This is a genomic window from Promicromonospora sp. NPDC023987 (assembly GCF_040639055.1).
Taxonomy (GTDB): domain Bacteria; phylum Actinomycetota; class Actinomycetes; order Actinomycetales; family Cellulomonadaceae; genus Promicromonospora.
Genome location: NZ_JBEZZF010000060.1, coordinates 15,988 through 36,880 on the forward strand (window position 1 = coordinate 15,988; position 20,893 = coordinate 36,880).

The 20,893-nt window shown below is 72.1% G+C and carries 18 protein-coding genes; 8 read left to right on the forward strand and 10 right to left on the reverse strand.

Annotated features, from left to right (window positions below):
* The first annotated feature begins 167 nt into the window (after positions 1 to 167).
* Positions 168 to 740, forward strand: coding sequence for a dihydrofolate reductase family protein (locus AB0F40_RS21455; protein WP_357472300.1), 573 nt, complete (start codon positions 168 to 170; stop codon positions 738 to 740).
* Positions 741 to 792: 52 nt separating this feature from the next.
* Here AB0F40_RS21455 and AB0F40_RS21460 read toward each other — a convergent pair whose 3' ends face one another.
* The gene (locus AB0F40_RS21460; RefSeq protein WP_357472303.1) at positions 793 to 1,242 is read right to left on the reverse strand and encodes an SRPBCC family protein; all 450 of its coding nucleotides are present in this window, start codon (positions 1,240 to 1,242) and stop codon (positions 793 to 795) included.
* A 79-nt stretch (positions 1,243 to 1,321) separates the two neighbouring features.
* On the opposite strand from AB0F40_RS21460, the gene AB0F40_RS21465 reads away from it, so the two are divergent.
* The 3 genes from AB0F40_RS21465 (at position 1,322) to AB0F40_RS21475 (ending at position 3,739) form a co-directional block, all read left to right on the forward strand.
* Complete coding sequence (locus AB0F40_RS21465) at positions 1,322 to 2,278, forward strand: WYL domain-containing protein (RefSeq protein WP_357472306.1); 957 nt, start codon at positions 1,322 to 1,324, stop codon at positions 2,276 to 2,278.
* Between the two features lie 68 nt (positions 2,279 to 2,346).
* Positions 2,347 to 3,294 (forward strand): diacylglycerol kinase family protein, encoded by a 948-nt coding sequence (locus AB0F40_RS21470; protein ID WP_357472310.1) that lies wholly within the window; start codon positions 2,347 to 2,349, stop codon positions 3,292 to 3,294.
* Between the two features lie 118 nt (positions 3,295 to 3,412).
* Entirely contained in the window at positions 3,413 to 3,739 is a 327-nt protein-coding gene (locus AB0F40_RS21475; protein ID WP_357472312.1) for a hypothetical protein, read from the forward strand.
* A 9-nt stretch (positions 3,740 to 3,748) separates the two neighbouring features.
* On the opposite strand, the gene AB0F40_RS21480 is transcribed toward AB0F40_RS21475, so the two are convergent.
* Both AB0F40_RS21480 and AB0F40_RS21485 read right to left on the reverse strand, forming a co-directional pair.
* Positions 3,749 to 5,182 (reverse strand): PH domain-containing protein, encoded by a 1,434-nt coding sequence (locus tag AB0F40_RS21480; RefSeq protein WP_357472315.1) that lies wholly within the window; start codon positions 5,180 to 5,182, stop codon positions 3,749 to 3,751.
* 113 nt (positions 5,183 to 5,295) lie between these two features.
* Positions 5,296 to 5,817 (reverse strand): PH domain-containing protein, encoded by a 522-nt coding sequence (locus tag AB0F40_RS21485; protein ID WP_357472319.1) that lies wholly within the window; start codon positions 5,815 to 5,817, stop codon positions 5,296 to 5,298.
* 139 nt (positions 5,818 to 5,956) lie between these two features.
* Between AB0F40_RS21485 and AB0F40_RS21490 the strand changes: the two genes are divergently transcribed.
* From AB0F40_RS21490 to AB0F40_RS21505, 4 genes are all read left to right on the forward strand, one after another.
* A complete protein-coding gene (locus AB0F40_RS21490) occupies positions 5,957 to 7,294 on the forward strand; it encodes an FAD-binding oxidoreductase (RefSeq protein ID WP_357472322.1) in 1,338 nt (445 codons plus the stop codon).
* 108 nt (positions 7,295 to 7,402) lie between these two features.
* Complete coding sequence (locus tag AB0F40_RS21495) at positions 7,403 to 8,821, forward strand: ABC transporter substrate-binding protein (RefSeq protein WP_357472325.1); 1,419 nt, start codon at positions 7,403 to 7,405, stop codon at positions 8,819 to 8,821.
* Positions 8,818 to 9,735: a sugar ABC transporter permease gene (locus AB0F40_RS21500; RefSeq protein ID WP_357472328.1), complete on the forward strand. Its 918-nt coding sequence runs from the start codon at positions 8,818 to 8,820 to the stop codon at positions 9,733 to 9,735. The genes AB0F40_RS21495 and AB0F40_RS21500 overlap by 4 nt, the downstream gene beginning before the upstream one ends.
* Positions 9,732 to 10,577: a carbohydrate ABC transporter permease gene (locus AB0F40_RS21505; protein ID WP_357472331.1), complete on the forward strand. Its 846-nt coding sequence runs from the start codon at positions 9,732 to 9,734 to the stop codon at positions 10,575 to 10,577. The genes AB0F40_RS21500 and AB0F40_RS21505 overlap by 4 nt, the downstream gene beginning before the upstream one ends.
* A 46-nt stretch (positions 10,578 to 10,623) precedes the next feature.
* Here the strand turns inward: AB0F40_RS21505 and AB0F40_RS21510 are convergent, their stop codons facing one another.
* The 7 genes from AB0F40_RS21510 to AB0F40_RS21540 all read right to left on the reverse strand — a co-directional run bounded on the left by AB0F40_RS21510 (position 10,624) and on the right by AB0F40_RS21540 (position 20,659).
* Positions 10,624 to 12,933 (reverse strand): glycoside hydrolase family 9 protein, encoded by a 2,310-nt coding sequence (locus AB0F40_RS21510; RefSeq protein ID WP_357472333.1) that lies wholly within the window; start codon positions 12,931 to 12,933, stop codon positions 10,624 to 10,626.
* A gap of 63 nt (positions 12,934 to 12,996) precedes the next feature.
* The gene (locus AB0F40_RS21515; protein ID WP_357472336.1) at positions 12,997 to 14,007 is read right to left on the reverse strand and encodes a hydroxyacid dehydrogenase; all 1,011 of its coding nucleotides are present in this window, start codon (positions 14,005 to 14,007) and stop codon (positions 12,997 to 12,999) included.
* Between the two features lie 103 nt (positions 14,008 to 14,110).
* Positions 14,111 to 15,175 carry a substrate-binding domain-containing protein gene (locus tag AB0F40_RS21520; RefSeq protein ID WP_357472339.1) on the reverse strand — a complete coding sequence of 355 codons (1,065 nt, stop codon included), beginning with the start codon at positions 15,173 to 15,175 and terminating at the stop codon, positions 14,111 to 14,113.
* Between the two features lie 142 nt (positions 15,176 to 15,317).
* Positions 15,318 to 16,256 (reverse strand): carbohydrate ABC transporter permease, encoded by a 939-nt coding sequence (locus tag AB0F40_RS21525; protein WP_357472342.1) that lies wholly within the window; start codon positions 16,254 to 16,256, stop codon positions 15,318 to 15,320.
* Positions 16,253 to 17,362 carry a sugar ABC transporter permease gene (locus tag AB0F40_RS21530; protein WP_357472345.1) on the reverse strand — a complete coding sequence of 370 codons (1,110 nt, stop codon included), beginning with the start codon at positions 17,360 to 17,362 and terminating at the stop codon, positions 16,253 to 16,255. The genes AB0F40_RS21525 and AB0F40_RS21530 overlap by 4 nt, the downstream gene beginning before the upstream one ends.
* A 42-nt stretch (positions 17,363 to 17,404) precedes the next feature.
* Positions 17,405 to 18,709, reverse strand: a complete 1,305-nt coding sequence (locus tag AB0F40_RS21535; RefSeq protein WP_357472348.1) for an ABC transporter substrate-binding protein — start codon at positions 18,707 to 18,709, stop codon at positions 17,405 to 17,407.
* A gap of 288 nt (positions 18,710 to 18,997) precedes the next feature.
* Positions 18,998 to 20,659, reverse strand: coding sequence for a thiamine pyrophosphate-binding protein (locus tag AB0F40_RS21540; RefSeq protein ID WP_357472351.1), 1,662 nt, complete (start codon positions 20,657 to 20,659; stop codon positions 18,998 to 19,000).
* Positions 20,660 to 20,893: the final 234 nt, after the last annotated feature.

Genomic DNA, 20,893 nt, shown 5'->3' on the forward strand with positions numbered 1-20,893 from the left:
TGGTCGTGCGGCAGAATGCCGATGCGTACCACGGTAGAGCCAGTTCCGGACGTTCTACTTCCGGATCGTCCCGAACCGTGCAGGTGCGATGAATTTCGCTCGCCCGCTCGTCTGATCTGCCAGAAGGCCCGCGGACCGCGTGGCCACCACGACAAGGAGAACTGCGCATGAGCACCATCGTCGCCACGCACTTCGTCTCGCTCGACGGCAAGGTCGACCCGACCGGCGGAGACCCCGACCTGCACGACACCGCGTGGACCTATCGGACGGTCGCCCCCGCACCCGAGTCCTACGAGCTCAAGAGCCGCGAGCAGGAGGAGGCGGGCGCGCTGCTGCTGGGCCGCGCGAGCTACCAGATGTTCGCGCCCGTCTGGCCCGACATGGACGAGTTCACGCGGTACAACACGCTGCCCAAGTACGTCGTCTCCACGACGCTCACCGACGACGACCTGACCGACGGCTGGGGCGAGACCACCATCCTGCGCTCGTTGGAGGACGTCGCACGGATCAAGGAGTCCGACGTCGGCGAGCTCCAGGTGCACGGAAGCGTGTCGCTCACCCGAGCGCTCGCCGACGCCGGCCTCGTCGACGCCTACCACCTGCTGGTCTTCCCGGTGCTCCTGGGCCAGGGCAAGCCGCTGTTCAGCGACGCCGACAAGGCGGCCCAGCAGCTCCGGCTCGTCGAGCACGAGGCCTACCGGAACGGCGTCCAGAAGCAGGTCTTCGAGGTGGTGCGCTGACCGGCCGCGCCGGCCGCGCCGGCCGCGCCGGCCGACCGCGCCGGCCGGCCGGTCAGCTCACGTCGCCCCGCCAGGCCCCCGTCTCGGCACCGCGGGACTCGATGAACTTCTTGAACCGCTCGAGGTCACCCTCGACGCGCCGGTCGTCGAAGTTCAGCGCACTGCCCACCTTCTCGGTGGCGTTGCCGGGCTCCCAGTCCATCTGCACGGTGACCCGGGTGCGGGCGGCCTGGAGCTTGTGGAACGTCACGACACCGGCCTGGTCCGGACCGGTCCGGCTCGTCCACGCCACCCGCTCGTCCGGGTGCTGCTCGGTGATCTCGGCGTCGAACTCCCGCTCGACCCCGCCCACCTTCGTCGTCCAATGGGTGTGGGTCGGGTCGAGCTGGCGGACCTCCTCGACGCCCTCCATGAACCTGGGGAACTCCTCGAACTGCGTCCACTGGTCGTAAGCGGTGCGCACGGGGACTTCCACGTCGATCGACTTCGTGATGCTGGCCACGAGTCTCTCCTTTCGTTGGCGTGTCACCACCGTGACCTGGGCCCGGCCCACTCGCGCGTCGAGGGCATAGCCTGCTGAGGTGCCGTCCGAGACCAGCCCCACCGCACGCGCGCTGCGCACCCTGGAAGTCCTGCAGACCCGCCCCGGCACGACGGCGAACGAGCTCGCGGAACGGCTGGGCGTCACGGAGCGGGCCGCCCGCCGGTACGTCGAGATCCTGCGTGAGGCCGGGATCCCCGTCTCGTCGACCCGCGGCCCGCACGGCGGCTACCGGCTCGGGCGCGGGACGCGGCTGCCACCCGTCACGTTCACGCAGAGCGAGGCGCTCGGCCTGGTCATGGCAGTGCTCGACAGCCACCCCGCGGCCGACGGCGACGACCGCGTCGACACCGCCCTCGGCAAGGTGATCCGGGCGCTCCCCGAGAACGTCGGCCGCCAGGCGTCGGCCCTGCGCGAGCACGCGTCCGCCGCACCCGACCGGTACGCGGCCCGCCCGGACAGCACCGTCACCAGCGAGCTCGTCGCAGCGATCGCGGCCCGACGGCGCGTGCTGGTCACCTACCGGGGCGAGTCCGGCAACGAGTGGGTCGCCGAGGTCGACCCGTGGGCCGTCGTCGTGCGCTACGGACGGTGGTACCTCCTGTGCCACTCGCACCGCGCCGGCGCGACCCGGACCTACCGCGTCGACCGGGTCGTCGCGGTCGAGCACACCGACCGCGGCTTCGAACCACCCGACGGCCTCGACCCCGTGCCGGCGCTCGAGGAGCACCTGGGCACCGGGTGGCAGTTCGCCACCCGTGTCATCTTCGACGCCCCGCTCGCCGACGTCGCCCCCTGGGTCGGTGCGCAGATGGGACGGCTCACGGCGACGGACGGCGGGTGCGTGCTGGTCGGCAGCACCCGCAACCCCGAGATGTACGCGCAGGAGTGGCTGGCGAGCGTGCCGTTCCCGTTCCGGGTGGAGGGCGGACCAGAGCTCCGGGCCGCCGTCGGGGCGCTCGCGGAGCGGCTGGCCGCCGCCGTGGCCGACTCCTGATGAGGCGGTGGCGGCCTCACGGTGGCCGTGGGTCGATGACTGCCGGGTCCTGTGGAAGCATTCCGCTCATGACCGCACGACGCGTGGGCATCATCTGGAACCCCTCCAAGACGACCGGTACGGAGCTCGAGTCCGCGCTCGAGAAGGCAGTCTCCGTTGCGAGCCCGGGCACGGAGGCCCGCTGGTTCGAGACGAGCGTTGACGACGCGGGCCAGGGCGCCGCCGCGGCCGCGATCGAGGCGGGCGCTGACGTGCTGGTCGTCGCGGGCGGGGACGGGACCGTGCGGGCGGTCGCCGAGCACCTCGCCGAGGCGGGCGGCGACGTCGAGCTGGGGATCGTCCCGCTCGGCACCGGGAACCTGCTCGCCCGGAACCTCGGAGTTCCTCTCGGCGACGCAGCCGCCGCCTTCACGAGGGCGCTCACCGCCGAGGCGCGGGCCATCGACGTGGGGTGGCTCGAGATCGACCTCGACGGCGGGACCGAGCGGCACGCGTTCGCGGTCCTGGCCGGGTTCGGGCTGGACGCGCACATGATCACCGAGACGGACGACGACCTCAAGGACAAGGTCGGCTGGCTCGCCTACGTGGAGTCGTTGGGCCGCGCGCTGTCCGCCAGCGACACCCTCGACGTCCGGATCACGGCCGACGACGAGCCGCTGGGTCAGGAGAGCGTGCACACGCTGCTGATCGGCAACTGCGGCACCCTCCAGGGTGGGATCAACCTCCTGCCCGACGCGGACCCCGCCGACGGTGAGCTCGACCTGCTCGTGCTGAGCGCGGACGATGCGGCGGGGTGGGCCGACACGCTGCGGAACATGGTCTGGGACAACGGCGTCAAGCGGCTCGCCACCGGCGGCGCCGTGGCCGAGAGCAGCGACAGTGCGACACATCTCCGGCTGCGCAGCGTGAGCATCGAGCTGCTGGAGCCGCGCGTCTTCGAGATCGACGGCGAGGACCTGGGGGAGACCACGCGGGTCGCCGTCACCGTCCAGCCGGGCGCCGTGCGGGTCCGCTGAGCGCTGTGCTGCCCGGTCGTGCACGGTGCACGGTGCGCGCGTTGCACGGGCCAGTGGCGGGAACATGCCTCAGGATGGGTCGCGCAGGGGTCATATCGAGAGCACGGGAGGCACCACGATGGCGCGCACGAAGCACACCGACCATGCCGAGAAGGCGGCGCACGGCGGCGGGGGCCTGAAGAAGCTGCTCACGCTGGTCGCGATCGCGCTGATGGCCGCTGCGGTCGTGAAGGAGCTGCGCACGCCGAAGGCAGAGCGCAGCTGGCACGGCAAGATCGCGTCGGTCGTCCCGTACGAGCTGCGCGTCCCGACTCTGGAGCGCGCCAGGGAACGGCTGTGGGACCCTACCGCCGAGCACGTCGTCGGACCCCGCGTGTTCGGCGTCGGGTGGAGCGTGAACGTAGGCAAGGCCGTCGCTGTGGTGCGGGGCAAGATCGGCGTCTGACCGCACCGGTCAGCGGGGCGGCGCGACCTCCAGGCCGTCGTCCGCCCTGGCCGGGTCGACGTCCGTGCCGACAAGGAACGGGCGCAGCAGGCCGGGGACGGCGGCGTCGGCGAGGGCGAGGCCGTCCTGCTGCGCGGCGTCGCGAACGGCGTACGCGCCCGGTCCCGCGGCGGTCGTCGCGACGACGGTGATCAGCCCGGCCCGGCGCTGCAGCACCGACTGCCGCACGGTCCAGCCCACGACGGCCCGCCGTTGCAGCGCCACCGTCGCTCGGCGGACCGTGCCGCTGCGGGCGACCAGGTAGCCGCCGGTGAGCGTGTGGCCGAGGGCGCGGTAGGCATCGAGCGCGAGCAGCACAGCCACTGGGACGAGCACCAGCGAGCTGATCCAGGCCACGTGCAGCAGCACCGGGGTGAGCAGGAGGCCGAGCACCACCAGGACCGCCTCGGTGGCGAGCACCGTGCCGAACGCCCAGCGCAGCCGTCGACCACGGGCGGCGGGCGGGTGCGGCGTGAGCTGCGCCGCCGTCGGCGGGTTGGACGGCTCGCGGAGCACACCGGCCGCCACCCGCTCGGCCACGTCCTTCGGCGCCACCGGCAGGAGGGTCCGGCTGTCGGTCTTGTCCTCCTCGCTCGTCGCGAGGCCGGTGGCGACGGCGTCGACCCGTGCTCCGCCGGCCAGACGGGCGGCGAGCGGTTCGACGAGCTCCACCCCGCGCAGCCGGGACTCCTCGAGCGAGATCGACCGGGTCGTCAGCAGCCCGCGCCGCACCTGCAGCGTGCCGTCGGCCTGGCGGTTCAGCGTGTGGTTCCACCAGGACTCGACCCAGAGGGCCACCGTCGCCACGCCCCCGACGAGGAGCAGCCCCACGGCGAGCGCGAGGGCGACGAGCAGCACCGGCGCGAGGCCGAACCACGACCCGACCGTGTCGATCACGCGGACCTGCAGCCCGAACCACTCGGCCACCTGGAGCGTGCCGCCGGCAGCCGCTGCGCCCAGCGCCGGGGTGAGGAAGGACAGCGGGGCGAACCGGATCCACCGGAGGTCGAACCGGGCCAGCGACCCGTCGCCGGCGTCTGCATCGTCCTGGCGCGCGGCATGCGCCAGCAGGGTGGCGCGCAGCGCGTCGGCGGAGGCACGGCGCAGCGGCCACAGGGTGACGGTGCCCTCGGCCCCGGCGTGCTCACCGGTGCCCACTCGCACGGTCACCACGCCGAGCACGCGCAGTACGGGGTCGGCGGTGAGGTCCACCGAACGGATCCGCTCCCTGCGCAGGGCGAGGCGCTTGCGGAAGATGACGCCGGTGTTGACGTGGAACCGTTCCGGGCCGACGTGGTAGCTGGTCACACGCCACATCCACTCGCCTGACGCCGCGCCGGCGGCGACGACCACCACGAACCCCGGCAGCACCCAGGCCAGCGCCGCACCGACCGAGGTGCCCACGGCCAGCCAGTACCCCGTGACGAGCGCGGCCCCGGCGGCGGGACCGGCGGTGTAGAGCGCGCCCGCGAGGAAGGCCCGGCGGTCCAGCCGCTCCCATGCGGCGCCGTCGGCGCTCAGGTCGCGTCCTCTGGCGTGGCCTGCGTGGCGGCCGTGAGATCGGCGGCGAGCGCGGCGGCCGTCTCGGCGTCGAGTCCCTCCACCTTCACGGCGCCCCTGGCGGACGCCGTGGTCACCGTGAGCGTCGCCAGTCCGAAGCGCTGCTCCAGGGGGCCTCGCCCGGTGTCGACGGTCTGGATCCTGGACAGGGGAGCGACCCGCCACTCCTGGAAGAACCAGCCGGTGCGGGTGTAGACGGCGTCGTCGGTGACCTCCCAGCGGTGGTGTCGGAACCACAGCCTGGGCAGGGTGAGGGCGGCGAGCGCCCCGACGACCGCCAGGACCACGGCGGGCCCGAGCAGCCACAGGCGGGCGGGGGCGATCAGCAGGCCAAGGACGCCGAGGGGGACGACGGGGACCGCCGTCAACAGCCAGAGCTGCAGCGACCACCATCTGACGGCGCGGGGGTCCACGGCATGCCGTGGCGGGCGCAGGCGCAGGGGAGGGCTCGGACTCTCGTCGATGGTCGGCGCGGTCACACCGCCATGCTCCCAAGCGCCGCGCGCCGCGGCAACGCCTTTCGACGTGCGCCGAACGGCGATGAGTCCGCGCGCCGACGGCGGTCTGTCCTGGACCGGGCCCCGTTCGAGGCGGCCCTGATCCAGGAGGAGCGCGCGCATGCACACCATCGAGGACTCCGCGGTGGCAGAGCCGGACATCCTGCACCCGGGCGATAGCGGGTTCGACGCGGCGCGCACCGTGTGGAACGCGATGGTGGACCACCGGCCGACCCTGGTGGTGCGCTGCCGAGGGGTCGGCGACGTGGTGGCGGCGCTGGCGCTGGCCCGGCGGGAGGGCCTGGAGGTCGGGGTGCGGTGCGGGGGCCACAGCGTCGTCGGGCACGGTGTTCCCGACGGCGGGCTGATGATCGACCTCACGCCGATGGGCGCCGTCCGGGTCGACCCGGTGGGCAGGCGTGCGTGGGTGCAGGGCGGTGCCCTGCTGGGTGCGCTCGACGCGGCGACGCAACCGCACGGCCTGGCCACGACGGCGGGCAACGTGTCGCACACCGGCGTCGGCGGCCTCACCCTGGGTGGCGGGATGGGCTGGCTGGCCCGGCAGCACGGGCTGTCGTGCGACAACGTCGTCGCGTACGAGGTGGTGACGGCGGGTGGTGAGGTCGTCCGCGCGGCGGCCGACGAGCGGCCCGAACTGTTCTGGGCGCTGCGCGGCGGGGGCGGCAACTTCGGCATCGTGACCGAGTTCGAGTTCCGGCTGCACGACGTCGGTACCCGCGCGCTCAGCGTCGAGCTCGACTTCCCCGTCGCCGACGCGGTGCCCGCCGTCGTCCGGTGGCGCGACCTGAGCGCGAGCGCCCCGCGAGCGGCGACGTACACCGCGGGCGTGCACGACGGCGTGGTGACGCTCGGCCTCGTGTGGGTGGGCGACCCCGGTGCCGGACGGGCGCACGCGGCGGAGCTCGAGGCGCTGGGCGCGCCGGTGGCCCGCCGGGTCGAGGAGCTGTCCTACCTGGACCTCCAGACCCGCGACGACAGCGCGCGCGGCCACGCGGTGCGCCGCTACTGGAAGGGCCACTACTTCCGCGAGCTGTCGCTCGGCGCGATCGAGGGGCTGCTCGCCACCGACCCGGGCGTGCGGGCCGGGCTCCAGGCCTACGGGGGCGCCATCGCCGACGTGCCGGGCCAGGAGGCCGCGTTCAGCCAGCGGGACGCCCGGTTCGAGTACGTCGCGGCCACCAGCTGGACCGACCCGTCCCAGGACGCGGCGCGGATCGCCGCCGCCCGGGCGAGCGCCGCCCGGCTGGAGCCTTTCGCCAGCGGGGTCTACGTCAACGTGCTCGCCGACGACGGCGCGGACGGCGTGCGGCGGGCCTACCCGCCCGAGAAGCTGGCCAGGCTCGCCGCCGTCAAGGCCGTCTACGACCCGGACAACGTCTTCCACCTGAACCAGAACATCCCGCCCGCGCAGCCGCCCGCGGCCGCGCCGGCGTCGTGAGGCGCCGACCGAGAACCGTTTCTCGTGCGAGTGCGGCAGCACCGGCACACGATGAACCCGAGGCCGGCCCGTCGAGCGCAGCCGGCAGCCCGCACGGAGGAGGCCGACATGTCCGCACCGCGCCCGCACCGCCAGCGCCCGCCGCGCGCCGTCGGCCCGCTCGCGGCAGCGGCGCTGCTCGCCGTGCTCGGCACCACGGGCTGCGCCACCGGGATCGGCGCGGAGGACGGCGCGGGGGCCGACGTCGACTTCGGGGCGTCGCCGTCGTCCGGCGGCACGCTCCAGGTGATGGGGTTCGGCACGGGCGACGAGATAGGCGAGGTGCGTCACGAGCGTGCGACCGAGGCGCTCGGCACCGAGGTCAAGCTGTCCGAGGGCGCGCTCGACCCGCAGGCGTTCCTGTCGGCCGCGGCCGCGGGCAACCCGCCCGACCTCGTCTACGCCGAGCGCGACCAGATCGGCACCTTCGCCTCGCGCGGCGCGATCCTTCCGCTGTCGGCCTGCGTCGAGGAGCAGGGGATCGACACCGCCGCGTTCGTCGACCCCGCGCTGGCCGAGGTGACCTTCGGGGACGAGCTCTACGGCATCCCCGAGTTCAACATGGTCCAGATCACCATGGCCAACGCCGACCTGCTCGCGGACGCCGGACTGAGCCTTGCCGACGTCGACGGGTCCGACCCGGACGCCGTCCTGGCCGCGGCCGAGGCCATGATGCGCCGTGACGGCGGCAAGCTGTCCGTCATCGGCGTCGACTCCAAGCTGCCGGAGTTCCTGCCGCTGTGGGCCAAGGGCCACGGCGCCGACCTCCTGTCCGACGACGGCCGCACCGCGCAGCTGGACGACTCCGCTGTGGTGGAGGCGCTCGAACAGGCCGTCGCCGTCTACGACGCCCAGGGCGGCTTCCCCGCGGTGAAGACGTACCGCGACTCGGCGGACTTCTTCGGCGCGGGCAACCAGTTCGCCACCGGGCAGCTCGGCACCATGGCGATGGAGCAGTGGTACGTCAACGTGCTGAACGAGAGCTCCCCGGACGCCCCGCTGGCGTTCGGCCCGGTCAAGGGACCCGACGGCGGCGTGCACGCCTTCGCGACCGGCTCCGCCTGGGCGATCCCGGTCGGGGCCGAGGATCCGGCCGCCGCCTGCGCCTACGCCGCCCGGATGACCGAGACCGAGGCCTGGACCGAGGCGGCACAGGCCCGGGCGGACGCGCGGGAGGCCGACGGCCTCGTGTTCACCGGCGTCCTGACCGGCAACGAGGAGGCGGACGCCCAGATCCGCGAGACGCTCGTGCCCGCCGACCCGCCCGCGCCGTGGGACGACGCCATCGACGCGATGTACGCGGCCAACGACCACACCTTCACACTCCCGGCCAACCCCGCCGGCGCCGAGTTCGAGACCGCCTGGCAGGACGCCGTCAACCGCGTCCTCAACGGCCAGCAGGAGCCCGCCGCCGCGCTGGCCCAGGCGCAGGAAGAGGCACAGTCCGCCCTCGACGAGGCGTGGGCTACGTGGGACGAACAGCAGTGACGACCGCACGTCCCAGCGCCCGCGCCCGCCGCGAGCGCACCGCGGGCCTGGCCTTCATCAGCCCCTGGATCCTCGGCTTCCTGGTCTTCACGGCCTGGCCCATCTTCTACAGCGGCTACCTCTCCCTGACCGACTACGACGTGCTGACCGACCCGTCGTTCGTCGGCCTGGACAACTACGAACGCATGGTCGACGACCCGCAGGTGCGCCTCGCGCTCTGGAACACCCTCCAGTACACGCTGCTGCAGGTGCCCCTGTACGTGCTGATCGCCCTCGCCCTCGCCCTGCTGCTGCACCAGGCCGGCCGGGCATCCGGATTCTTCCGCACCGCGTTCTTCGTACCCAAGATGACGCCGCCCGTCGCCGTCGGCGTGCTGCTGCTCCTCCTGTTCAACGGCGAGTACGGCCTCGTCAACGAGGCGCTCGGCGCCATCGGCATCGACGGGCCCAGCTGGACCACCGACCCTGACTGGATCAAGCCGGGCCTCGCACTGGTGAGCCTCTGGTCGGTGGGCGCCGCCGTCGTGATCCTGCTGGCCGCGCTCCAGGACGTGCCCGTCGAGCTGTACGACGCCGCGCGCGTCGACGGCGCCGGCTGGTGGCGCCGCACCCGGACCGTGACCATCCCCATGATCAGCGGCGCCCTGTTCTTCGTGACCGTGGTCAACACCATCGCCGCGTTCCAGATGTTCACCGAGGCGTACTCGGCCTACTTCGGCGCCGGGAACTCCACCTACTCCAACGACGCGGCGCTCTTCTACGTGATCTACCTGTTCCGCGAGGGCTTCGCCGAGCTCCACATGGGCTACGCCTCCGCGCTGGCATGGCTGCTGTTCGTCGTCATCATGCTGGTCACCGCCGTCCAGCTGCTCGTGTCCCGCAAGCTCGTCTACTACGAGGGGGAGCAGCGATGAGCGACCCGGTCCGCCGCCGGCGCTGGGTCCGGGCAGTGGTCGTCACCGCCCTGGTCGTCCTCACCATCGTCTTCGTCTACCCGCTGATCTGGCTCCTGTCGGCGTCGTTCAAGCCGCGGGCCGAGATCTTCGACAACCGCCTGGTGCCCCAGAACCCGACGTTCGAGAACTACCTCACCGTCTGGCAGTCCGCGCCCCTGGCCCTCTGGCTGGGCAACACGCTGGTCGTGACGGCGCTCGCGGCCACCGCGGTGACGGTCTCCAGCGCGCTGGTCGCGTGGGGGTTCGCCCACTACCGGTTCCGGGGGCGGGGGCCGCTGTTCGGGGTGGTGCTGGCGACGATGATGCTGCCAGGCGCCGTCACGCTCATCCCCACCTATCTCATCTGGCACCGGCTGGGGTTCGTGGGCACCACCGTGCCGCTGTGGGCGGGCAACCTGTTCGCCAGCGCGTTCTACGTGTTCCTCCTGCGGCAGTTCTTCCTCAGCCTCCCGCGCGAGCCCTTCGAGGCGGCCCGGATCGACGGCGCGAGCGAGTGGAAGCTGTTCTGGCTGGTCGCGGTGCCGCTGTGCCGGCCGGCGCTCGTGCTGACCTTCCTCTTCGAGGCACAGGCGTCCTGGACCGACCTGCTGCGCCCGCTGGTGTACCTGCAGGACGCGGCCACGTTCACGGTGCCGCGCGGGCTCAAGGCGCTGATCGACCAGTTCGGTCCGGGCGGCGAGTCGCAGTGGGAGGTGGTCGTGACGGCGTCGGTGATCACCACCGTGCCGATGATCCTGCTGTTCTTCGCGGGCCAGCGGTACTTCGTGCAGGGGATCGCGACGACGGGGTCGAAGGGCTGAGCGGGCCGGGCCGGGAGCTTGTCCCGGCCCGGCCCGGCCGCCCGCGTCAGCGGTGCCCGTCCCACCCCGTCCGCCGGGCGGTCGACCCGTCACCCAGGTCGGCGGTGAAGGAGGCGACCCACGCGAGCGACGAGTTCCAGTTGATCGTGATCTCGTTCACCGCCCACGCGCGGATGTCGTCGACGTAGCACCACTGGGGCAGGCAGCCCTCGAGCCACGCTCCGGAGACCGGGTCCTGGATGCTGGAGTTGGGTCCGCCGGAGACCGTCCCGCGAGGCGGGTTCGGCAGCTCCGGGTCGAGGCTGTGGGCGTACCAGCGGCTGTGCTGGTTGTGCGCGTCGACGGTGCCGTACCCCGTGACGTACGACATGCCGAGGACGTTGCGCCCCAGGAGGTAGTCGAGGCCCTCCAGCACCGACCGCGCGTAGACGCGCCGGCCCGTGAGGTCGAACGCGGTGGCGATCACCACCTGGTTGTTGAGCATCGAGCTGTTGGACCCCCACGCGTAGCGGCCGTCGGTCGGCGTGTAGGTCTGCCCGAAGGCCTCGCGCTCCTGGAGCGCGACGAGCTCGTCGGCGCCCTTGATGACCGACCGGCGCACCTGACGGCGGTCGGGCAGCCGGGACGGCACGGTGGCCAGGTCCAGGCGGGCCAGCGCGGCCACCGAACCCCAGTAGAAGCCGTCGGGGGAGAACACGTCGGCCCGGTGCAGCGGGCTGCCGGTCACGTCGCGCTCGTACGCCGCGGCGCCCGTCGTGAGGTACAGCTCCGCGGCGGCCCAGTAGAACTCGTCCTGGACGTCGGCGTCGGCGTACGGGCCGCCACCGGACTCGCCGTCCGCGCGCGGTGCGAAGAGGTCGGGGTGCCGCTCGGCCGCCTCGTACGCCGTGGTGGAGGCACGCAGCAGGTCGTCGGCGAACGCGGGGTCGATCTCGCGCCACAACCGCGCCCCCGTCGCGGCGACCGCGGCGAGGTTGAGCGTCGCGGCGGTGGACGGCCGGTGCAGGGCGCGCGCCTTCGGGTCGGCCGAGGGGAGCAGGGGCAGCCCCGTCCATGCCACGTCGTGCACCTTGTGGTGCGCCATGCCCGCGAGGGGCTCGCCCTCGGGCACCTGCATCTTGAGCATGAACTCGAGGTTCCAGCGGGCCTCGTCGAGGATGTCGGGCACCCCGTTGTCCCGCTCGGGCACGTGCAGCGTCGAGTCCGCGAGGGCTCCTTCGTCGACGACGTCCGCGTGCAGCGTGCGCTCGTAGGCGGACAGCAGCTGGTGGGTAGCGATCCCGCCGTTGACCACGTACTTGCCGTGGTCGCCCGCGTCGTACCAGCCTCCCGTGACGTCGAGCGTGTAGTCGCAGGTCCAGCCGTTCATCCACGGCGTCGGCTCCTGGCAGGGCACGGCGTTGTCGCCCTGGTTCGGTGCCACGCCCACGTGACCCGCCGGGCGCGCGTACTCCGGTCCGGCGACGGCCCCGTCGATGGCCACGCCCGAGCGGTTCGTGTAGAAGAACCGCATCGCGTCCGTCCGCAGGTCCTGGTAGATGTCCGCGTCGATGTCGAACGGATGGCTCACCAGGTCGCCCACGACCAGGCGCACCTGCGACGCCCGCTTGGTGTAGTGGGAGAAATTGATGGTGTGCACCGGCTCGCCCGACGACGGGTCGGTCCCGCGCGGCTTCGTCATGCCGCGCTTGAGCACCTTTCCGGTGTCCGACCGCAGGCTCCACCGCTGCGGCGTCGTCGCCGCGGTGACCACCGTCGCTCCCTTCGGGCCTCTCGGCAGGTAGCCGACCTGGTTGACCTTGACGGCCGGCCCGGTCTCCGGCACGTACTCGTACGGAGCGCCGGTCAGGCTGACGTCGTCGAGGCAGAGCGTGTACGCGCCGCCGCCGCCGAGCTGGAACTGCACGGTGTTGTTGACCGGGAGCTCCTGGTCGGGCGTGACGAACGTGTAGGTCGTGGTCGTGGCCGCCGTCCCGATCGTCCGGCCCTTGGCGAGGTAGGCGCCGCCGGCGGAGCCGTCGGTCGGCTGCACGACCGGCCGGATCGTGACCGCACGGTCCGCCCGTGCCGTGAAGGTGAGCGTGTACTCGGTCCCTGGCGCGAACGCGAGGTCGTTCTGCCCGACGATCGCACCCCACGGGTCGGCGACGTCGGGCACGTCGACGCACAGCTCACCGGTCGACACGTCCGGCGTCATCCCGGCGTTGGTCCACCACGGCTTGCTGCCCGTGTCGAACGTGCCGTTGAGCAGGATCTCCTCCGGCTCGGGTGTGGCTGCTCCTGCCGCGGGCACAGACCCGGCGGACAGCAGGACCACGAGAAGCGGCGCGACGGTGCGCCATTGTGTTCGGACCACGTTGTCCTCTCTCTCCTACTTTTCTCGGCCGCGCTCAGGGTGAGCCGCGGCGGCGATGAGACCTCACGCCGTGATGGCGAGCGTCTCGGGGCTCACGGGCGTACGGAACGTCCCGGTGCGGACCCAGGACTCGACCTCGTCCACCGCCGCGTCGCCGAGGCGCCGGAGCTCTCCGCCGACCGAGCCGGCGACGTGCGGTGTGAGGACGACCCCGGGGTGGTCGTACAGCGGTGAGCTCGGCGGCAGCACCTCCGGCTCGGTGACGTCGAGCACCGCGCGCACCCGGCCCGACACGACGGCGTCGGTGAGCGCGGCCGTGTCGACGAGCCTGCCGCGCGCCGTGTTGACCAGCACCGCGTCCGGTCGCATCAGCGCGATCCGGCGCGCGTCGGCCAGGTGCCGGGTCTCTGGCAGGTCGGGCGCATGGAGCGTCACGACGTCGGACGCGCGGAAGATCTCGTCGAGGTCGACCAGGCGCGCGCCGAGCTCCCGGGCGGTCCGGCCGTCGACGTGCGGGTCGTGGAGCAGCAGGTCGAGGTCGAAGGCGGCCAGGTGGCTCAGGACCCGCCGGCCGATCCGGGACGCGCCGACGACCCCGATCGTCCGGCGGTAGTTCCCGGAGCCGGCGAACCGGGTGGGCCAGTCGCCGCCGGCGCGCTCCGCGCGATAGGCGGCCCGCAGCTGGTCCATCCGCTTGTTCGCCAGCAGGACCTGGGCGACGGTGTACTCGGCCACCGGTGTGGCGTTGGCGTCCGCCGCCGAGCTCACCGCGATGCCCGAGGCCCAGAACTCGTCGGAGAGATGGTTCTTCACGGTCCCGGCGGCGTGGACGACGGCCTCGAGGCGGCCGGTCGTCGAGGCACCCGGGGTGATCAGGGGACAGCCCCAGCCGGTGATCAGCACATCGGTGGTGCGCAGCAGCTCACGTGCCGCCGGGACCGCGAGGTCGGTGATGACCTCGGTGCGGACCTCCGCGAGCGACGCGAGCCGCCGCAGGGCGGCGTCGTCGAACAGCAGCGGTCTCAGGTCGGGGCGCATGGCGAAGGAGATCGTCCACGGTGTTGGTCGCGACATGGCCATCCTCGTCGTCGGGGTCGTCGCGACGATCATCGCGCCGTCCGCGCGATCGCTGACCGTACCCCCGGAAAACCGATCAAGACCGCTCACCACGGTGGGCTCAGCGGGACGGCGGCGCGGTCGAGCGCCGGGGCACGAGGCGCGGCACGAGCCGGACCCGCTGGGTCGCCGGACGCCGGCCCGCCACGATGCGCTGCGCCGCGATGGAGACGGCGAGGCGCCCCACGTCGTGCTTGGGTGGCGCCACCGCGGTGAGCGGGACGGAGCCGAGAGCCGCCAGGACGTCGTCGTAGGCGACGATCGACAGGTCCTCCGGTACCCGGGTGCCGCGTTCGAGGGCGAGGCCGAGGAGCGCGACGGCGTCGTCGTCGGAGTGGACGATGAGCGCGGTGGTGCCCGTGGCCAGGCACTCGTCGATGATCGACTCGAGTGCCGCGTTGCGCCGCGACAGGTCCTGCTCCTCCACGACGAACCGCACCGGCGGGAACGGGGCCTGCAGGCGCTCGCGCGCGGCGATGGCGCTCTCGAACCCGTCGACCAGGCGGATCGACGTCGGGGTGGAGGCGCGGACCGCCAGGGCGACCCGCTCGTGGCCCTCCCGAGCGAGGTGGTCGAGCGCGACCGCCACGCCGGCCTCGTGCTCGGACCGGACGTAGTCGATCGTCTGGGTGTCGCACTGCCGTTCCACGAGCACTACGGGCTTGTCCATCGTGCCGTACCAGGAGGGCATCCGCGCGTCCGTCGGACGTGCCGTGGCGATCAGGAGTGCGTCGACGCGGGCGCGACGCAGGCGCTCGACGATCCGGGCCTCCTCGGTCTCGTCGTAGTAGGACGTGGCGAGGACCAGCCGGACCCCCGAGTCGCGCGCACCCTGCCGGGCACCGGCGAGGATCTCCTGGAAGTAGCCGTGCCCGGACGGGACGACCAGGCCGACCACGCCGAGGCGGTGGCCGTCGTCGGCGTCGGTGGGGATCAGCACGCCGCCGCCGTGCACCCGCTGGAGCTTGCCCAGCCGGGCGAGGGCCGCGACGTCACGCCGGGCGGTGACCAGCGAGACGCCGAACCGTTCGGCGATCTCCTGCACCCGCACCGAGCCGTGCAGACCGAGATCCGTCAGGATCGCCGCACGCCGTCGTGCGACCAGCTCTCGCTCACCAGCGTTCATCGGGGCTCCTGTCGTCCAGTGTCGTCCAGGTCTGACAGCACCGTCGGACGCACCGCCGGACACCGGCCACTGTGCCGGACGGCGGACGTACGTCGCAGGTCGTGTCGAGCGAACCGATCATAATCGATCACCGCTGCCTGCCTCAGCCCTTGACGGCTCCCTGCATGATGCCGGCCACGAGCTGGCGGCCGACGACCGCGAACACGACCAGGAGCGGCAGCGTGACGAGGAATGCGCCGGCCATGATCAGCGAGTAGTCGTCGCGGTAGCCCGCCGTGAGGTTCTGCACGGCGATGGGCAGGGTCGGATTCTGCGACCCGAGGACGATCGAGGGCCAGAAGAACATGGTCCACTGCATCACGAAGACGAACAGACCGAGCATCGACGCCGCCGGCAGGGCCGCCGGCAGGGCGATGCTCCAGAAGGTGCGGATCATCGAGGCGCCGTCGACCCGGGCCGCCTCGACGAGCTCGAACGGCAGCGCCGAGTCCAGGTACTGCGTCATCCAGAACACACCGAACGCACTGACCAGCGCCGGGACGATGACCGCCTGGATCTTGCCGATCCACGACAGCTCCGACATCAGGATGTACATCGGGATGACGCCCAGCTGCGTCGGGACCGCCATGGTCGCGATGACGAACACCAGCAGCGCGTTGCGCCCGCGGAAGCGCAGCTTCGAGAACGAGAACCCGGCCAACGTCGAGGTCAGCACGGTCGCGAGGGACACCACCACGGCGATGATCGTGGAGTTCGTCAGCGCGAGCCAGAAGTTGATCTGGCTGGAGGAGATGACCTCTGCGAACCCCGCGAAGATGCTCGCGTCCGGCAACAGCTGCGGCAGCGCACGCTGGGAGATCGATACCTGGTCCGATGAGCCGAGCAGCAGCGTGTAGTACAGCGGGAACGCCGAGACCACGAGCACGCCCGCCAGGATCAGGTACGTGAGCCGGCCTGGCCGGCGCACCATCGAACCGGGGCTGTACTGCTGCTTGCGTACCTGCCTGCGTTCCTGCCTGCGGGCGGCCGCCCGCGCGGCTCCCTCGCCGGCGCCCTGCGCGGTGGCCGCGACCGAGCTCATGAGGTCCTCCCGTCCGTCGTGCTGGTGGTCGTCGTGCTCTTGGTCGTCGTGGTGGTCGTCCGGGTGCCGCCGGCGGAGCGCGCGTCGGCGAGCATCCGGCGGGTCACGGAGCGGCTGACCTTCGATGGTCTCGGGGCCGACGACGCGATCCGCCGGCTGAGCAGGAAGTTGCCGATCCCGATCGCGAGGATGAGCACGAACAGCATCCACGCCACGGCCGCCGCCCGTCCGAAGTCACGCTGGTTGCCCCAGGCGACGTCGTACATGTAGAGCACCGTCGTCATCCACTGGCGGTCCGCACCGCCGAGACCTGAGGCGTCGAACAGCAGCGGCTCGTCGAAGACCTGCAGGCCACCGATGCTCGCGGTGATGATCACGAACATGATCGTCGAGCGGATCTGCGGCACCGTCACGGAGAAGAACTGGCGCACCGGCCCCGCTCCGTCGATCGTCGCGGCCTCGTACAGGTCACGGGGGACCGCCTGCATCGCTGCGAGGAAGATCAGGGCGTTGTAGCCGGTCCACCGGTAGTTCACCATGGTCGCGATAGCGACATGGCTGGCCAGACGGTCCTGGTGCCAGCCGACCGGGGCGATTCCTATGCTGCCGAGGAGCTCGTTGATCAGCCCGAACTGGTCCGCGAACAGGCGTCCGAAGATCAGCGACACCGCGATCGGCGCCACCACGTAGGGCACGAGTACGCCCATCCGCCAGAACGTGGCATGCCGGATGTTCTGGTCCAGCAGGGCCGCCAGCGTGATCGCGATGATCACCTGGGGCACCGCCGACAGCAGGAAGATCGACAACGTGTTGCCCAGTGACTTCCAGAACACCGGCTGGCCGAGCACGTCGGCGTAGTTCTGCCAGCCCACGAACTCGCCCTGTCCGCCCAGCAGGTTCCACTCGTAGACCGACACCACGGCCGTGTACACGAGCGGGAAGAGGCCGGTCAGCCCGAACAGGACGAAGAACGGTGAGATGTAGAGATAGGGGGAGACCTTGACGTCCCACCGGCCCAGCCTCTGCGAGAGGCCGAGCCTGCGGGGCGCCGGGGACCCAGGTGGTGCGAGGCCCGTCGCGGGCTCCGCCATGTCGAGTGCGGCCATGTCGTCTTCCTCTGGGGATCGTGGCGGGGAGAACTGCGCGACCTATTCGAGGCCGAGGGCGTCGAATGCCTCGATCGACTTCTCCCACGACTGCTCGGGGTCCGCGTCCGCGGTCTCGACCCGTTCGAGCCCCTGCTGGACCGTCTGGTGGATCGCGAAGTAGTTCGGTCCCTTGAACGGGTTGCTCTCGATCGCCTCGGCGCGGTTCGAGAAGATCTCGCCCACCGGGGCGTCGTTCATGAACTCGTTCACGTGCGACTGGACCTCTTCCGACTGCTGCGCCTCGACCTGTGACGGGAAGTTGCCCGCCTCCTCGAAGGCGGCCGTCTGCTGCTCGGGTGCGGTCAGCCAGGCCGCGAGCTCCGTGGCCTCCTCGATGTGCGAGCCCGACGCCGGGACGGTCAGGAACGACCCACCCCAGTTGCCGCCCCCGCCGGGGAACACGTCGGCGATGTTCCAGCCGTCGACACCGCCCGAGTTCGACTCGATGGAGCCGGTCATCCACGCCGGGCACAGCATCGTGGCGAACGCGTCCTTCTGGAACCCGGTCGCCCAGTCCTCACCCCACTGCGCGAGCCCGGCCGACAGCCCGGCGCGGTCCTGCTCGACGATCGTGTCGAACAGCTCCTTGATCTCGGTGTTCGTGGCGAGGGGCTTGGGCGTTCCGTCCTCGTTCTCGTAGGCCTGGTCGACCTGGTTGACCAGGCCCTGATAGGTGGCCACGCCGGAGTCGTACCAGGCGGCGTCCGAGTTCTCGACGAAGTCCGCGCCGGCCGCGAAGTACTCGTCCCACGTGGCGTCGTCGCCGCCGAGCAGCTCGGCGACCTGGTCGGGCTCCGATGGAAGGCCCGCGTGCTCGAGGAGGTCCTGGCGGTAGCAGACCGCCTCGGGACCGATGTCGGTCCCGTAGCCGATGAGCTTGCCGTCCGGGGTCGTGGCCTGGGCCACCTTCCAGTCCATCCAACGCCCCTCGAGCTCCGGGTCGGCCAGGTCGGTGAACAGGTCCGGGTACTGCGCGAGCTCACTGATCCAGTCGACCTCGATCGCCTCGACGTCGGCCAGACCAGCGCCCCCGGCGGCCAGCTTGGTGGTCAGGTTGGTCCGCGCGTCCTCGGCGGAGGCCGCGTCGATCAGCTCCACGGTGATGTCCGGGTGCGTCTCGGTGTAGCTCGCGAGGAGCTCGTCGGTGTACCCGAAGTTGTTGAAGGTCGCGACGGTGAGGGTGATGGGCCCGTCCTCGGCGGGCTCACCACCGTCGGACGCCCCACAGGCAGTGAGAGCAAGGACGGTGAGTGCGGCGCCAGCCGTCATGGTGACGGCGCGGCGGGCAGGCGGGGTGCTTCGCACGGTGACTCCTTTGTCTGTTTCGAGAGGCCGGGGTGCGACGGCGACCTGTCGGCGGAGTGCCTCGAAGGGTCGGCGTGACGGACTCGCGTACTTGGAGCAGATCGTTGTTCCCGCCGCCGGGAACGTCAATGAGCGCCCGGGGGGACGGGCGCTCGCAGCACGGAGAACCGGCTGTATTCCGCGGTTTCGACGGCCGCTCGGCAGGGTGAGCGACGTGATCGATATTGATCGGGACCGGACCTGATCGCAACCGGGCGCCGACGTCTGCCGACGACGGGCCGAAGGGGGTCAGCGGCGGTTCGCCCGCAGGATCTCCTCCTGGTACGGGGCGACGACGTCCCCCGAGACCCGGCAGTCGAGCAGCAGGAAGCGACGATCGGTCTGTGGCTCGGACGCCCAGCGGGCCAGGCGGTTCAGGTCGGCCAGTGAGCGGACGACAACGCCCTCCGCGCCGACCGCCGACGCGAGCGCCGCGAAGTCGGTCTCGGGGATGAGCATCGGCTCCTTCGTGATGCCCTGCCGTCCGTACACGTGCACCTCGGCGCCGTAGGCGGCGTCGTTCCACACGACGGCGATGCCGCGCCCGCCGGCGGTGCGCACGGCGGTCTCGAGGTCGGCCAGCGCCATGAGCCCGCCGCCGTCGCCGGTGGTGAGCACGACGGCGTCGTCGGGGCGGGCCGCGGCAGCGCCGGCGACGCTGGGGAAGCCGAGGCCGATGGACTGGTAGGCGGTGCCGACCATGACCATGCGGTCGGGGGAGGCGACCGGCCAGTACATGTTCGCCCAGCCGATGAAGTGCCCGCCGTCGGACACGACGACGCGGTCGGCGGGCAGCAGGCTCGCGAGGCGGTGCGCGACGGTGCGCGGGTCGAGGCGCCCGTCGGGCGCGATCCCGTCCGCCGGGCCGGTCTCGTAGCGGCGGGCTCCTGCGACGTCCACGGACTCGCGCCACCCGGAGGGCTTGGCGCCGAGGGTGCGCAGCTCGTCCATCAGGATGCGGGTCACGAGCGCTGCGTCGCCGCGGACGAACCCGCCGACGTGCCGGTGCGTCGCGGCGGGCGCCGTGTCCACCTGGACCACGCGTGTGCCCGGCGCGAACAGGTCACCGAACCGCATGGTGAACTGGTTGAGCGATGCCCCGACGACGACGGCGACGTCAGCCTCGCGCACGAGCTCCATCGCCCGCTCGGCGCCGAAGCCGCCCGCGACGCCGAGGTCGTAGCGGTCGTCGGGAAAGACGCCGCGGCCCAGCGCTGTGGTCGCCGTCAGGGCTCCCGTCGCCTCCGCGAGGTCGCCGAGCGCGCCGCCCGCGCCGGCGAGCCAGGCGCCGCGGCCGGCGAGCAGCAGCGGCCGGTCGGCGGTGGCGAGATGCTTGGCGAGGTCGGTGATGGCTGCGGCGTCGAACGGGCCCGCCGGGGCCATCGGCTCGGGGAGCGCGGGCTCCGGCGCGTCGGGGATCGGGCCCGCCTCCAGCGCGGCGACGTCGTAGGGGATGGCCAGCACCACGGGCACCCGGTAGGTCAGGGAGTGCTCGATGGCGATGACGCTCGTGGCCGCGGCGTCGGCGCGGCCGACGGTATAGGTCCGGGCGCCGACGGCGGCCGCGAGTGCGATCTGGTCGACGTCCCACGGGCGCGGGCCCGACGTCGGTTCATCGCCTGCCAGGAGCACCAGCGGGACTCGGGCCGCCGCGGCCTCGGCGAGCGCGGTGAGGGCGTTGGTGAAGCCCGCGCCGTAGGTGGCGGTGGCCGCGGCGATGCGGCCCGACGCGCGGAAGTGGGCGTCGGCGGCGACGACCCCGCCGGCCTCGTGGCGGACGGCGGTGAAGCGCGCGGTCGTCGAGCGCTCGAGAGCGTCGAGGAACCAGGCGTTGCCGTTGCCCATCACGCCGAAGACGTGGTCGACATGGCGGGCGACGGTGCGGGCGACGTGGGCAGAAACGGTGGGCACGGGGGCCTCCAGGGAAACAGTGACGGATGAGTGGTGCGGTCCGTATGTGTCCCGTGCGGGCCAGGCTCCTGGCCCGCCGCGCGCCCCTTTTTCGAGCGCAGGCGGTGTGCTCCGGAGCGGTCCGCCTTGACCTGAGCGAGTCTAGCCTCGATCCTTCGTGGGTGAGGTGAGTCAAGGCATAGGAAAGGTGCTCTGAACTGGCACGATACGTCTTGTCGAGGGACGTGTCGGGCT